This is a genomic window from Acidovorax sp. Leaf160 (assembly GCF_001424265.1).
In the GTDB taxonomy this organism is placed as follows: domain Bacteria; phylum Pseudomonadota; class Gammaproteobacteria; order Burkholderiales; family Burkholderiaceae_C; genus Paracidovorax.
In genome coordinates this window covers 24,682-38,550 of record NZ_LMOV01000029.1, presented here as the reverse complement: position 1 = coordinate 38,550, position 13,869 = coordinate 24,682, and the positions used below count along the sequence as shown (strand labels likewise).

At 68.2% G+C, this 13,869-nt stretch carries 12 protein-coding genes and 1 pseudogene; 9 read left to right on the top strand and 4 right to left on the bottom strand.

Annotation, left to right across the window (positions count from 1 at the left end):
• Nucleotides 1–369 precede the first annotated feature (369 nt).
• The 3 genes from ASF94_RS19820 (at nucleotide 370) to ASF94_RS19810 (ending at nucleotide 3,065) form a co-directional block, all read left to right on the top strand.
• Nucleotides 370–1,305, top strand: a complete 936-nt coding sequence (locus tag ASF94_RS19820; RefSeq protein ID WP_056670724.1) for a helix-turn-helix domain-containing protein — start codon at nucleotides 370–372, stop codon at nucleotides 1,303–1,305.
• Nucleotides 1,302–1,856 (top strand): hypothetical protein, encoded by a 555-nt coding sequence (locus ASF94_RS19815; protein WP_056670722.1) that lies wholly within the window; start codon nucleotides 1,302–1,304, stop codon nucleotides 1,854–1,856. Before ASF94_RS19820 ends, ASF94_RS19815 begins: the two co-directional genes overlap by 4 nt.
• Before the next feature lie 246 nt (nucleotides 1,857–2,102).
• A complete protein-coding gene (locus ASF94_RS19810; protein ID WP_056671114.1) occupies nucleotides 2,103–3,065 on the top strand; it encodes an AEC family transporter in 963 nt (320 codons plus the stop codon).
• A gap of 84 nt (nucleotides 3,066–3,149) precedes the next feature.
• On the opposite strand, the gene ASF94_RS19805 is transcribed toward ASF94_RS19810, so the two are convergent.
• On the bottom strand, nucleotides 3,150–3,455 hold the full coding sequence (locus ASF94_RS19805) for a hypothetical protein (protein WP_056670719.1): 306 nt from the start codon (nucleotides 3,453–3,455) through the stop codon (nucleotides 3,150–3,152).
• A gap of 262 nt (nucleotides 3,456–3,717) precedes the next feature.
• On the opposite strand from ASF94_RS19805, the gene ASF94_RS19800 reads away from it, so the two are divergent.
• The 4 genes from ASF94_RS19800 to ASF94_RS19785 are packed head-to-tail and all read left to right on the top strand — an operon-like array spanning nucleotide 3,718 to nucleotide 7,638.
• Complete coding sequence (locus ASF94_RS19800) at nucleotides 3,718–5,259, top strand: glycosyltransferase family 39 protein (RefSeq protein ID WP_056670716.1); 1,542 nt, start codon at nucleotides 3,718–3,720, stop codon at nucleotides 5,257–5,259.
• Nucleotides 5,260–5,319: 60 nt separating this feature from the next.
• Nucleotides 5,320–6,369, top strand: coding sequence for a glycosyltransferase family 2 protein (locus ASF94_RS19795; protein ID WP_056670713.1), 1,050 nt, complete (start codon nucleotides 5,320–5,322; stop codon nucleotides 6,367–6,369).
• Nucleotides 6,366–6,788, top strand: a complete 423-nt coding sequence (locus tag ASF94_RS19790) for a GtrA family protein (protein WP_056670709.1) — start codon at nucleotides 6,366–6,368, stop codon at nucleotides 6,786–6,788. The genes ASF94_RS19795 and ASF94_RS19790 overlap by 4 nt, the downstream gene beginning before the upstream one ends.
• A 16-nt stretch (nucleotides 6,789–6,804) precedes the next feature.
• Nucleotides 6,805–7,638: a ChbG/HpnK family deacetylase gene (locus ASF94_RS19785; protein ID WP_056670706.1), complete on the top strand. Its 834-nt coding sequence runs from the start codon at nucleotides 6,805–6,807 to the stop codon at nucleotides 7,636–7,638.
• A gap of 236 nt (nucleotides 7,639–7,874) precedes the next feature.
• Here ASF94_RS19785 and ASF94_RS19780 read toward each other — a convergent pair whose 3' ends face one another.
• Both ASF94_RS19780 and ASF94_RS22025 read right to left on the bottom strand, forming a co-directional pair.
• Nucleotides 7,875–8,783: a hypothetical protein gene (locus ASF94_RS19780; protein WP_056670703.1), complete on the bottom strand. Its 909-nt coding sequence runs from the start codon at nucleotides 8,781–8,783 to the stop codon at nucleotides 7,875–7,877.
• Between the two features lie 94 nt (nucleotides 8,784–8,877).
• Nucleotides 8,878–9,052, bottom strand: a pseudogene (locus ASF94_RS22025) (cbb3-type cytochrome c oxidase subunit I); the annotation flags it as partial.
• Nucleotides 9,053–9,121: 69 nt separating this feature from the next.
• Here ASF94_RS22025 and ASF94_RS20985 point away from each other — a divergent pair.
• Nucleotides 9,122–9,923, top strand: a protein-coding gene (locus ASF94_RS20985; protein WP_369818683.1) for an IS5 family transposase whose coding sequence is annotated in 2 segments (ribosomal slippage) — nucleotides 9,122–9,397 and nucleotides 9,399–9,923 — 801 coding nt in all. Because the reading frame shifts where the segments join, the coding sequence is not laid out codon by codon here.
• An 8-nt stretch (nucleotides 9,924–9,931) separates the two neighbouring features.
• Here the strand turns inward: ASF94_RS20985 and ASF94_RS19770 are convergent.
• Complete coding sequence (locus tag ASF94_RS19770; RefSeq protein ID WP_056670701.1) at nucleotides 9,932–10,957, bottom strand: AraC family transcriptional regulator; 1,026 nt, start codon at nucleotides 10,955–10,957, stop codon at nucleotides 9,932–9,934.
• Nucleotides 10,958–11,514: 557 nt separating this feature from the next.
• On the opposite strand from ASF94_RS19770, the gene ASF94_RS19765 reads away from it, so the two are divergent.
• Complete coding sequence (locus ASF94_RS19765) at nucleotides 11,515–13,869, top strand: indolepyruvate ferredoxin oxidoreductase subunit alpha (protein WP_056670697.1); 2,355 nt, start codon at nucleotides 11,515–11,517, stop codon at nucleotides 13,867–13,869.

Genomic DNA, 13,869 nt, shown 5'->3' with positions numbered 1-13,869 from the left:
TCTGGAGGGAGAAAAATCAGGCGCGGAGGGTTCGCCGTGCAAGCCGCAGAGGGAGGCGCCCCGCAACGTGCTGCACCAGCGCGTCGCTGGCGGCAAGGGCCGGGCACCCTCACGCCGAGGCAGGCGCCGGAGCCGGGCGCGCCATCATATCGACCCCCGGCGCCGGCCTGCCTGCGCGCGGCCAGTCCGGGGGGGGGGCCGCGCGTGGCCGGGGCGGCCTGGCGGGCGCACTGGCCGGCGACGGTGAATGAATGTCAAAACGGGGCCGGCAGCCGGCTTTCCCGCAGAACCGGCCGTCGCCATCGGCGCCCGCGCTTTTAGACTGAAAGGCAAAGGCATCGAGCCCGCCCTGCACCCCGTTCACCCACCATGCCCACGACTTCGCGCACGGTTGCGGCCCACTTGCTCAGTGCGACCTCGCGCGATCGCTTCAGGCATCTGCTGACGCTGGCATCCCCGCATGCCGTCTGCCAGTGGCACGAAGCGGAGGCCGCGCAGGCCCAGCTCTGGCTGTTGGACGCTTCTTCCACCATTCCCGCCGGGGCGCAGCCCCCGCTTTGTGTCATCTGCATCGGCCCCGCCGTGCCCGAGCAAACGCCGCCTGCCTGCTGGCTGACGCGGCTGGGCGATGGCCATACCGCCGCGGACCTGGCCGACGTGCTGGACCGTGCCGCGATGTTCCTGACGGACTGGGAGGCCTGGCAGGCCAGCCAGCGTGCCCGGGTGCCGCTGGCTGCCGCGCCGCCTGCATCGCCAGCTCTGCAGCGCTGGCGGCTGCGCGCCTGGCCGTCGCTGGGAGCGCCGTACGACACGGGCCCGCACCTGCGCGCGCTCGCCCTGCTGTCGCGGGAGGCCGTCACGGTGGAGCAGATTGGCCGGCATGCCGGGCTGGAACACGCCCGCGTGCTGCAGCTGCTGGCCGAACTGCAGCGCCGCGGGCTGGTCCGCAGGACCAGGGAGCCGGCGCACCGCTGCGCTCCGGCTGCAGCGCCCACTGCACTGCCGGTGTCATCGCCGCTCTCGGCGCCAGTCTCATCGGCGGTCTCATCGCCGCTTGCCTGGGCGACGGCACGGCCCGCATCGGCTCCTCCCGCGCAGCCGATAAGGCAGTGGATCCCTCAGTCGATTACACAGCCGATCCCGCAGTCAACAACGTGGCCGACCGCACCTCTTGCACCCGCCGCAGCGCTCTCGCGCCGTGCCCGGGCCCATGCCAGTGGGGTCGTGGGTTGTCCGGGGCCGGTTCCGGCTGGCCTGGCGCGGCGCCTGTCGTCGTGGGTCGGCAGCCAGGGGTGCGGCCGATGAGTGCAGCCATCTCGCGCGTGGCGCTGGTCGGCCCGATGGGCCTGGGCATGGCCACTCTGCTGCAGACGCTGTGCGGCAGCGTGCGATCGACCGTCGACGCGCCCACGCCCGGGCGCGGTGGGCAGGGGAGGGCGCTCAGCCCCAGCCGGCCTCAGTTCGGCGAGATCGACCTGGGCGGTGGCCATCGTCTGCAGCTGTGCGCCTGCCCGGGGACCCAGCGCCTGGACTTCGTGCGCCGCTGGGTGCTGTCCGCCTCGGTGGGCGTGTTCATCGTGGTGGACGTGAACGCGCCGGAGGCGGTCGATCTGGCCCGCGCTTTGCTGGCCGAAGCGGCGGCGCAGTCGGGCTCCGCCATCGCGCTGGTGCTGAGCGCCTGCCCGGCGACGGCGGCCGCGCGCGAAGCCTTCGGCAGGGCTCTCGCCGACGGCTGCGGCGGCGGGGTCGTCCCCGTCCTGCAGGTGGACCCGGCCAACCGCCTGCAACTGCTGGAAGCCCTGAGCGTGCTGGCCTGCCTGCTGGCGCTGCAGCAGGAACGGGTCCTGCCGCTCTGATCGTCCTCGGCCCAGGGAAGCTCTGCACGAATCGAGCGGAAAGTGGGCGCTGCGGATCGGGAGGGGCTGCAAGGCGCAAACCGCTGCCAGAGCGGGGCCATGGCGAGGATGTGCAACGCCGCAGGCTGCCCGAATCCGCAGAGGCCCACGGCGCGGTGATTCGTGCAGGGCTTCCCTGGCGGCTTTCCGCCACCCGGGCCGCCGGCGGCGTCGCCCGCAGCGGCCGGGCGTTGCGACAATGCCGCCGTGCTGTCCATTCTTGCCATCACCTTTCCCTTCTTCGCCCTGGTGCTTTGCGGCTACCTCGCGGCGCGCGGCGGGGTGCTGCCGCAGGCGGCCATCCCCGGGCTCAATGCCTTCGTGCTGTTCTTCGCGCTGCCGTGCATGCTGTTTCGCTTCGGCGCGCGCACGCCCATCGCCGATCTGCTGGACCCGGCGGTCGCGGCGGTCTACATCGCCTGCGCGCTGGTGATGGTGGCGGGCGCCGTGGCGCTCAGCCGGCGCCGCCTGGGCTGGAACGACGCGGCCTTCGGCGCCCTGGTGGCGGCTTTCCCGAACACCGGCTTCATGGGCGTGCCTCTGCTGGTGGCGCTGCTGGGCACGGCGGCGGCCGGGCCGGCCATCTTCACCATGCTGGTGGACATGGTGCTCACCACGTCGCTGTGCATCGCGCTGTCGCGGCTGGACGGCGCCGGCGCGCACGGCGTGGCGGTCGCGCTGCGCCGGGCCCTGCGCGGCATGCTGACCAACCCCATGCCGTGGGCGATCGCGCTGGGGGCGGTGGCCTCTGCCGCCCGCTTCACGCTGCCGGGCCCGGTCGATCGCACGGTGGCGCTGCTGGCCGATGCGGCCTCGCCGGTGGCGCTGTTCACCATCGGCGCGGTGCTGGCGCGCTCGCAGATGCAGGCCGTCGCCCATGCCAGCGAACGGGTGGCGCCGCGCGACTATGTGCCCATCGCTCTTGCCAAGCTGTTCCTGCACCCGCTGCTGGTGTGGGCGGCCGGCCACGCCGCCACCGCCGCCGGGCTGCCGCTCACGCCCTTCGCGCACACCGCGCTGGTGCTGGCGGCGGCGCTGCCCAGCGCCAGCAACGTGTCGCTGCTGGCCGAGCGCTTCGGGGCGCACAACGGGCGCATCGCCCGCATCATTCTGGTGTCGACCGCGCTGGCGTTCCTGAGCTTCTCGGGCGCCGTGGCCCTGCTGGTTTGATGCTATTTCTTTGATAGCAATAAGCGCTTGTCCATCAAGCGCTGGCGGCCGAAAACGCCCTGAGTTTCAGCCGCATCGCCATCATCAAGCGGCGGGCGGGGTGGCGGGCCGGGGCGCGCTGCGCCGCCCCACCAGGTACACCACACCCTCGGGGCCGTACCACTCGGCATGCGGTTCTTCATGGGCCAGGTGGAAGACGTCGCCCGCCCGGTAGGTGCGATCGGCGCCGTCGGCCATGGTCCGGATGCGGATCTCGCCCGACAGGATCAGCGCCTTGGCTTCGAACGGATGGGTGTGGTCGTCCCAGAGGCCGTCGGCTTCGCGCTCCACGCGAACGGCGGGCTCGAAGCCTTCCTGGGCAAGCTGGCTCTGGAATGTGGTGGCATCCATGGGGCTGTCGGGTAGTGAGGGGTGGGAGCGAAGGCTATCACCGCGCCCGGGCGGGCGGCATCGGCTTTTCCAATCTGCGCCATAGCCGCGCCGCACTCGCGCCGCAGGCCGGGGTGCGGTCCACTCCCTGGCGGGGCCGACCGACGCCAAGGCAACGCCAAGCCAACGCCAACGCGACCGGCGGGGGCTCCCGGACCGCAGCCACCGCCTGCGGCCCGCATCTTTACAATCGCGCACCTCTCCTCCTGTCCGGCCTTTTCCGATGCAAGCGACCGCCCCTTCGCCGCAGCTTTCCCTTCCACTGCGGCCCATCTTCTGGGTGGCCGTGGTGTACGTCCTGGCGTGGTCGCTGCTGCCGCCGGTGCTCAGCTCCAGCCTGCCGCTGGATGTCGTCGAAAGCCTGTCCTGGGGCCGGGAGTGGCAGTGGGGCTACTACAAGCATCCGCCGCTCGCGCCATGGGTGCTGGAGCTGTTCTTCCGCGCCTTCGGCTGGGTCGGCCCGTTCCTGCTGAGCCAGCTCTGCATCGCCGCCGCGCTGTGGCTGGTGTGGCGCATGGGCTGCCGGCTCATGTCGCCCGACCGGGCGCTCATCGGCGCGCTGCTGACCCTGGGCGTGGCCTACTACACGCGGCCTGCGCTGGAGTTCAACCACAACATCGCCCAGGTGCCGATCTGGGCCGCGCTGGGCTGGTGCCTGCTGGCCGCGCTGCAGGACGGGCGCCTGCGCCAGTGGGCGCTGCTGGGCGTGATCGCCGGCCTGGGCCTGCTCACCAAGTATTCGGTGGGCGCGCTGCTGGCCGTGATGGCGGTCTACCTGCTGCTGACGCCGTCACGCCGCGTGCTGCTGACCCCCGGCCCCTGGCTGGCCCTGGCGGTGATGCTGCTGCTGTTCGCCCCGCACCTCTATTGGCTGCGCCAGTCCGAATGGCTGCCCATGGCCTATGCCCAGAGCCGCGCCGTCACCGAAAGCGCCAGCCCTCGGCTCGAAGCCCTGGGCTTCCTGGCCACGCAGGCCGTCAACCATGTGCCGCTGATCGTCATCGTGCTGGTGGCGCTGCTGACCAGCCGGCGCGAGCGCCGCGCCGCGCCGGTGGATGCCACCGCCGGCTGGCGCCTGCACTGCCGCATGCCCGGCTACCTGCTGGCGGTGTCGCTCGGCGCCTGCCTGCTGGTCACCACTGCGGGCCTGGCCACCGGCCTGCGCCTGCGCGACATGTGGGGCGTGCCCATGTGGGTCTTCAGCGGCCTGCTGGTGGCCGCGTGGCTGCCGTCCCGCTGGCTGGCGGCGCTGCAGCCGCGCCTGCTGCGCGGCCTGGCCGTGTGGCTGGTGCTGATCTCGCTGCTGTCGGGCGCCTTCCTGGCCTATGGCGCCGCCTGGCGCAAGCGCCCGGCGCGCACCGACTGGCCACAGGCCGCGCTGGCGCAGCAGGTGCAGTCCACCTGGCAGGCGCAGGTGCTGCCCGGGCCGCAATGCGCCCTCGATGCGGTGGCGGGCGACTACTGGCTGGTGGGCCTGGTGGCTGCGCAGCTGCCGGGGCGCCCCTCCGTCTTCATCAACGGCGACGAGCGCTTCTCGCCCTGGATCACGCCGCAGCGGCTGCAGGCGCACGGCACGCTGTGGCTCGGCCTGGAAGCCGATCTGGCCCTGCCGCAGCAGCCCATGCTGGCACAGTTGCAAGCCGTGCCCGGCATGCGGCTGCAGCAAGGCCAGTGGCAGATCGACTGGCCGGAGCGCCGTGCGGGCGCGCCGCTCGTCATTCACTGGCGCACCTACGTGCCGGCCGCCTGTGCCGCCTCCTCCTGAAGCGCGCTGCCGCCCGACCCCGACCCCGCCTTCACCGACACCCGGAACACGACCTACTCGATGACCAAGGCTTCCCCGCCGTCCACGGCAATCGACACCGACTTCCACGCCGAATTCGCCCCAGCCGCGCCCGAAGGCGTGCTGCCCCGCGCGCCGCTGCGGCTGAGCTGCGTGGTGCCCGCCTACAACGAAGGCGAGAACCTGGACGGCTTTCTGCGCGCCCTGGCCCAGGCCGTGCGGTCGCTCACGCCCGACTTCGAGATCGTCGTCGTCAACGACGGCAGCCGCGACGCCACGCACCAGGTCGCGATGCGCCTGGCGCAGGAGCTGCCGCTGCGCTACATCGCGCTGTCGCGCAACTTCGGCAAGGAGGCGGCACTCTCCGCCGGCATCGACCATGCGCGCGGCAATGCCGTGCTGCTGATCGACGCCGACTTCCAGCACCCGCTGGAGATGGTGCCGCAGATGCATGCGCTCTGGCAGTCGGGCTTCGACATGGTCTACGGCGTCATTGCCGACCGCTGCGCCGAGAGCGGCGCCAAGCGTGTGGGCACCAACGTCTTCTACCGGCTGATGAACGCCGGCAACAACCGCGTGCGCATTCCACCCCACGCGGGCGACTTCCGCTGGATGGACCGCAAGGTCGCAGACGCCATGAAGGCCCTGCCGGAACGCAACCGCTTCATGAAGGGCCTCTATGCCTGGGTGGGGTTCAAGACCGCCGCGCTGCCCTTCGTGCCGCTCGACCGCGCTGCCGGCGTGTCCAGCTTCAACTTGCGCAGCCTGGGGTCGCTGGCACTGGCCGGGCTCACCTCGTTCACCACGCTGCCGCTGCGCATGTGGAGCCTGGCGGGCGGCCTGATCTCGCTGGCCGCGCTGGCCTACGGCATCTGGATCGCCGTCTCCACCCTGGTGTTCGGCAACGACCTGGACGGCTGGCCCACGCTGGCCGCCAGCATCATGCTGTTCTCGGGCGTGCAGCTCATGTCCATCGGCATCCTGGGCGAATACATCGGCCGCATCTACGACGAGGTCAAGCGCCGCCCCATTTACCTGGTGGCGCGGGATGAAGACCGCAGCCCGCTGCGGGGCCTGGACGAGCGCCCATGAGCGTGCTGGCCCGGTTGCTGCAACCGCTGCGGCGCCTGCCGCAAGGGCTGCAATTCATGCTGGTAGGCGGTGCCGCCGCCGCCACGCACCTGGCCGTGGTGGGGCTGGCCGTGACGCTGGCCGGCATGCCGCCGCTCGCGGCCAACGTGGTGGCCTTCCTCGTCGCTTTCGTCGTCAGCTACCAGGGCCATGCACTGCTCACCTTCGCCCGTGCCCAGGCGCGGGGCTGGGCCGTGGTGGCGCGCTACTTCGCCGTGGCCAGCCTGTCGTTTGCGGTCAACGAACTGCTCTACTACGTCGCCCTGCACTGGCTGCACTGGCACTACCTCTGGAGCCTCTTCGGCGTGCTGGTGCTGGTGGCGGTCGGCACCTTCGTGCTCAGCAAGTTCTGGGCCTTCAAGGCGCCCGCCGCGCCCTGATTTGCAGTCCCCAGCCATGCCCCAGCCCACCGCTCCGGTCAAGCGCCCGATCCTGCTCTGCGCCGACGACTATGCGCTGCACCCGCTGGTCGACGAAGCCGTCGAACGGCTGACGCACGCCCGGCGCCTGTCCGCCACCAGCTGCATGACCACCTCGCCGCTCTGGCCCGCATCCGCGCCCCGGCTGAAAAGCCTGCGTCCGCAGCTGTCCGTGGGCCTGCATTTCAACCTGACCGAAGGCCACGGCGGCGCGCACCCCGCCCAGCCCCTGGGCACCGTCATTCGCCAGGCCTACGCGCGGCAGATGCCCGCCGAGGCGGTGCGTGCCGCCTGGCAGACGCAACTGGACGCCTTCGAGCGCGCCCTGGGCACTCCGCCCGACTTCATCGACGGCCACCAGCACGTGCACCAGCTGCCCGGCCTGCGCGCCGCCATGTGGGCCGAGCTGGAAGCCCGCTACGCCCCGCACGAGCGGCCCTGGGTGCGCTCCACCGCCCCCGCCGGAGGCCTCTGGCGCCAGCCGAAGGCCGCCGTCATCGCACTGCTGGGCGGCTGGGCCGCCACCCGCCAGGCGCGCCGGGCCGGCGTGGCCACCAACCGCGGGTTCGGTGGGGTCTACGGTTTCGATGCGGCCGACGAGGCGCAGTACGGCGCGCAGATGGCGCAATGGCTGCCGCACATGCCGGCCGGTGGGCTGTTGATGTGCCACCCGGCGACGGACGTGGTGCAGGGGGATGCCATCGGGGCGCAGCGGCCGGTGGAATATGCGTATTTGATGTCGCCTGCGTTTGGAGAACTGCTGGTACGACATGGCTGCCATGTCCACCAGGGGCCTGCACAGCCGCTGTGAAGTCAGGGTTCGTAACCCCGCTGCCAGTCAAAGCGGAAGGTGGAATTGCTTTGTGATCTGAAGGCGGCAGCGCAAGTGTGAGCGAGCCAGCACAGCGGCTGGTGGACGTGTTGGTTGGCGCCTGCTTCTGTTCTCCTGGATATGCGCTTCGGGCCTTAAACCGAAGTTCAATTAGCCCCGAATCAGTCGGTCGGGAGCTTAACCCGGTGAGGCCGTGAATAGATCTACCGTTGCTTTCAATGGGCCCCAGCTTTGTTCGGTCCGAATGTAGGCGTATACGGATATTCCCGAGGCCATTGCCCGTCGAGTAGCAGCCACGACTGCGAGATCGGTTTGGTCGCACGCCATTCGTCGTCGACAGCTCGTCGCAGTGAGTCTGAGTTCAGGGTGCCGTCATCCAGAGGGAAAGCAAGCAGGAATTGTTGATTGACCGCGATTGCGGCAAATTCGTCCTGCTTGAACTGCTTTTGAAGGCCTTGGTAAAGCACGCTCAACATCAATCCACCGGCAGGCGCCATCCAGTTGCCGCGGGCATAGCCAATCTCACGCCCATCCAGCAGCGTGGCGCCTCCGACCTCGAACTCCCCCTGCTGGTATGAGTTGGACAAATTATGTGCCCCAATCTCGAAGAGACTATCTGGCGTTTCGTTTACGTTTTCAAGGTCTTGCGGTCTGACGTTCTGCACGGTTCCAAATCTGTTTACGACAAGAACCATGCGGACATCCTCTGAGAATTCCCATGTCAGCAGCGTATCCTTGCCCGCGTAGTCGACCCAGGACTTGGGGACTATGTAGGGGTAGACGAGATTCAGATCGTCGCGTGTGAAGGACAGTGCATCGGACTTGCTTGGATCTGTCCCCTGCCGAACCTTGAAGATGCCCCTCTCCTGCGCCTCATATTTCCGATCGACCAGAGTCCATCCGCCGAACATTTTTTTCTTCAAAATCAGGCGGACTGACACGCGGCCATCTTCACGGTGCTCGACATCCAGCATCACCATGCCGTTGGAGTCATCGGTGATCGGAGTGATGATCACGCTCGCGATGATTTCGCGACGGACTGCTAAGCCTGTCAGTTCCGCGACCGTGTGCTTCAATGCCCGCTCCCAGTCGTCACTCTCAATGGGCGATTGGACGACGGACATATGTCCGCCAGGCAGTTCTGTGATGGCAAACACATCGAGACGGCCATTGGTCTCTAAGAGCCTGTTTACGATCTTTTCAGAGTCGACAATTGCTTGGTGAAAAGAAAGCCCTACCCAAGCGACATAAGCAGAGAGAAGTTCGCCGAGATCGAGCCATGTCGGACGCGCCGATCTGCAGCGGGATCATCCAGTTCGCGAAGCCCACGAAGGCCGGCATGATGGCGCCGAACACCATGATCGCTCCGTGGTTTGCCGAGGACGGCATCACCNGTTGTCAACAAACCCCTCCCTGAATTTGAAGAGAGCCTGTTTACGATCTTTTCAGAGTCGACAATTGCTTGGTGAAAAGAAAGCCCTACCCAAGCGACATAAGCAGAGAGAAGTTCGCCGAGATCGAGCCCTTGTTGCGCAGCGTTCGGCGCAGTACCAAGCCCATAGAGCTGGATCTCTACGAGGTGTTCTGCGCGGTGCTCTACCTCCTGCGCACAGGCTGCCAGTGGAGGTTTCTTCCGCCGGAGTTTCCCAAGTGGCAGAACGTGTATGCGTACTGGCGCAAGTGGAGCGAGCCTGACCTGCACGGGATAAGCGTGCTGGAGCAGGCCCTCAAAAAATCAGGTTGGCGCGGCCCGCGAGAGACTGGGGCGCAGCGCCTCGAGCGCGCTCTTGATCGTGGACGCACAGAGCGTGAAGAACACGGATACAGCGACCCACAAGGGCTATGACGCGGGCAAGAAAGTCTCGGGCGTCAAGCGCCACATTGCGGTGGACACCCAAGGGCTACCGCACGCCATTGCAGTGACCACGGCAGAAGTGACGGACCGCAAAGGAGCCTTGCAGGCGCTGCAGCGCTGCCAACCTGCGCTGGGCAGGGTGCGAAGCCTGCTGTGCGACAGCGGCTACGTGGGCAAGCCGTTCGCCCAGGGCGTGCAAGAGATCCTGGGCGAGCACGTCACCGTTCAGATCGCCAAGCGAAGCGAGTTGCACGCGTTCAAGGTGATGCCTCAGCGCTGGGTGGTCGAGCGCAGCTTTGCCTGGTTGGACAAGAACAGGCGTTTATGGAAGAACTGCGAGAGGTTGCTCAACACCAGCTTGCAGTTCGTCCACTTGGCATTCTTGGCTTTGCTGTGTCGAAGATCGTAAACAGGCTCTCAGTGCCGGCGCAGCGTCTGGCTGGGCGATTCGCCGTAGCGCTGCTTGTATTCGGTGCTGAAGCGGCCCAGGTGGGCAAAGCCCCAGCGCAGCGCAATGCCGGCCACGTTGCTGGCTTCGCCGGTCATCAGTTCGGTGCGCACATGTTCCATGCGCAGGTCGCGCAGGTAGTGCATGGGGCTCACGCCCAGGAATTCCTTGAATCCGGCGAACAGGCTGCGTACGCTCACGCCGGCCACCTCGGCCAGCTGGTCGATGCAGATCGGCTCATGGGCGTGTGTCTGCAGATAGTCCTGCGCCCGCCGCACGTGGCGCGGAAGGATGGTGCTGCGCCGGGTGGGCGAGGTACCGCTGTGGTTGTGCTGGTGCGAGGTGAGCAGGATGAGCGAAACCAGCTGCTCGACCTGCGCCACCACCAGTTTGTTGTGGGCCATTTCCGCGTTCTGCGTAGCGCAGTCCAGCAGGTAGGACAGCAGACAGCTCCATGGAGCGCAGTCCTGCCAGCGGAAGGAGAGGTCGAAGCGCAGCGGCTCGTTCAACGGGCGGCCCAGTTGCCCCACCAGGGTGCGCTCGACCTGGGCGCGTGCGATGCGCAGCATGAGCTGGTCGGTGCCCGAACTCCAGTGCATGCGGGTGTCGTCGTCGGGGTTGAGCACCGAAGCGGTACCGGGCGTGGAATCGACGTCCTGGCCGCCGCTGTCGATGCGCGCATGGCCCGCCAGCGGCATCTGCACCAGGAAGAAACTCTCCAGCGCGCCGGGTTCGATGGCGACGGCGGCGCCGTAGCGCAGCCGGCTGATGGAGACGTCGCCCAGCGACACGTGGTGCATGCGCGCTTCCAGCCGCTCGCCCGCCGACAGCTGGCGCAGCGCGTGGGGCTTCATCACGCGGCCCACCATGGAGCGGGTCTCGTCGAGGTCGCTGGAGGCAAACAGCAGCCGATCGGACGTGCCGGAAAAGCGGTCGATCACCTGCGGCATGGGGACATGCGCGCTGGCGGCGGGAGAAGTCATCGTGGAGAGCATGGCGGCCTCCTTGTGGTGAGCACTGCGTCTTTTTGGGAATAACGGGCTGTTGCCGGCGTTGCAGCGGCCGTCGGCAGCGAGGTTCTTTGCAAGTCGTGTGCCAGTCCCTGTGAAACGTCCCGTGAAATAACTTCCCGTGGGGTTCCAGGGGAATCGGCCGTGGCCGCGCTGCCGTGTGCGCTCTGGATCTGCCGCCCGATCGTAGGACGGAGGCTCTGCGCGTGTATCAAGGAAAACCCGGAATTTCCCGCTTTTGTGGCGATAAATACATGATGAATCATTCAATCGTCTCTCCACATGAAAGCGATTAACGGCGGGATGACGCACCAGAAATGCGCACCATTTCTGCTCTCAATGCGCGTTTTCAGGTCGATTTCCCTTGGCTTTAGTGACGTCTGCTGCATCGCACTATCCCGTTTGTGAAGCTCTCTGTCCTCCCTCTGCAGGAAACGCATTCGCATGAATAATCATGGATTGACGCGGCTTTGAGACAGGCCGAAAGTGCATCCCAAGGCGGCTGAACCGAACCGGATCAGCCAAGTACCAGGGGAACCACGATGGCAGAACGTTCGTTTGTCGAAGAAGTCAAGAAGCTGCGCATGGGCGCTGGCGAGGTGTTCAGCGGCGAGGGCATCCTCGCCGTCACCAAGGCCCTGCTCGAATCGGGCGTGGCCTACGTGGCGGGCTACCAGGGCTCGCCGATCTCGCACCTGATGGATGTGCTGTCCGACGCGCAGGACATCCTGGCCGAATACGGCATCCGCTTCGAGAACAGCGCCAGCGAGGCCACGGCCGGCGCCACGCTGGCCGCCTCGGTCAACTACCCGCTGCGCGGCGCCATCACCTTCAAGGCCACGGTGGGCACCAACGTGGCGTCCGACGCGCTGGCCAACCTGGCCTCGGGCGGCGTGACGGGCGGCGCGCTCATCATCGTGGGCGAGGACTACGGCGAGGGCTCTTCGATCATGCAGGAGCGCAGCCACGCCTTCGCGATGAAGTCGCAGATGTGGCTGCTGGACCCGCGCCCCAACCTGCCCTGCATCGTGCAGGCGGTGAAGGACGGCTTCGACCTCTCGGAAGCCAGCAACACCCCCGTGATGCTGCAGATGCGTATCCGCTCCTGCCACCTGCACGGCCAGTTCACCACCGCCGACAACGTGCCGCCGGCCTTCACCGTGAAGGACGCGATGGAGAACCCGGTGCGCGACCTCGACCGCATCGTGCTGCCGCCCGCGAGCTTCCTGCACGAGCGCGAGAAGGTGCATCAGCGCTGGCCCGCCGCCATCCGCTTCATCCAGGAACGCAAGCTCAATGAGTTCTTCGCCGAAGGCGCGTCCGACGTGGGCATCGCGCTGCAGGGCGGCAACTACAACACCGTCATCCGCGCGCTGCAGAAGCTCGGCCTGGCCAACGCCTACGGCGACACGCAGGTGCCGCTCTACGTGATGAACGTCACCTACCCGCTGGTGGACGACGAGTTCGAGCGCTTCTGCCAGGGCAAGCGCGCCGTGCTGGTGGTGGAAGAGGGCCAGCCCAACTTCGTCGAGCAGAACGTGGCCGCCATCCTGCGCCAGCGCGGGCTGGACACCGCCCTGCACGGCAAGGACGTGCTGCCCCTGGCCGGCGACTACAACACCGCCGTGGTGCTGGCCGGCCTGCGGGCCTTCCTGGAGCGCTACGGCGTGGTGCAGCCCGAGGCCAAGGCCCCCGTGCAGCGCCGTGTGATCCCGCTGGTGGCCGCCAAGGCCGCCGCTGCTGCACCTGCCGCCGTGCCTGCCCCCGCGCTGGCCCTGGCCGATGGCGACGACGAGGAGGACGGCGACGTCATCACCGCCGACGACGGCGAAGGCAACGCCATTCCGGCCCGCAGCCTGGCACGCCAGAACGACTGGGCGGCAGGCGGAGAGGGCGCCGCCGCGCCTGCCACGGCGCTCAAGCCGCTCGAAGAGATCGTGCACGCCCGCCCGCCGGGCCTGTGCACCGGCTGCCCGGAGCGGCCGATCTTCACCGCCGTCAAGCTCATCGAGCGCGAGCTGGGCCCGCACCACTACAGCGCCGACATCGGCTGCCACCTGTTCTCCATCCTGCCGCCCTTCAACCTGGGCAATACGACCATGGGCTACGGCCTGGGCGGCGCGGCAGCGGCGGCCTTCACGGTGGCGCCCGGCAGCGCGCCGGCGGGCAAGCGTGCGATCGCAGTGATGGGCGATGGCGGCTTCTGGCACAACGGCCTGACCAGCGGCATCGCCAACGCGGTGTTCAACCGCAGCGACAACCTGACCATCATCGTGGACAACAACTACAGCTCGGCCACGGGCGGGCAGGACATTCCCTCGTCTCGCGCCGTGAACCCCACGCGCAGCACCGGCCACGAGATCGAGCGGGCCGTGCGCGGCGTGGGCGTCGAGTGGGTGCAGACCATCCGCCGCACCTACGACCTGAAGGCCATGACCCAGGCGCTGCGCGAGGCGTTGACCACCGACACGCCCGGCCCCAAGGTGCTGATCGCGCAGAGCGAATGCATGCTGAACAAGCAGCGCCGCGAGAAGAAGGAGGTGCGCCGCGCGCTGCAGGCCGGCGAGCGCGTGGTGCGCGAGCGCTTCGGCGTGGACCCGGACACCTGCACGGGCGACCACTCCTGCATCCGCCTCTCGGGCTGTCCCTCGCTGTCGGTGCGCACCAACCCCGATCCGCTGCGCCAGGACCCGGTGGCCACCGTGATCGACAGCTGCGTGGGCTGCGGCAACTGCGGCGAGGTTTCGCATGCCGCCGTGCTCTGCCCCTCGTTCTACCGCGCGCAGATCGTGAGCCACCCCACGCGCCGCGACCGCCTGCTGCAGCGCGTGCGCTCCGCCGTCATCGGCTGGCTGCAGCGCGGCGAGGCGAAGCGCCGCGCCCGCTACGCGTTCTGA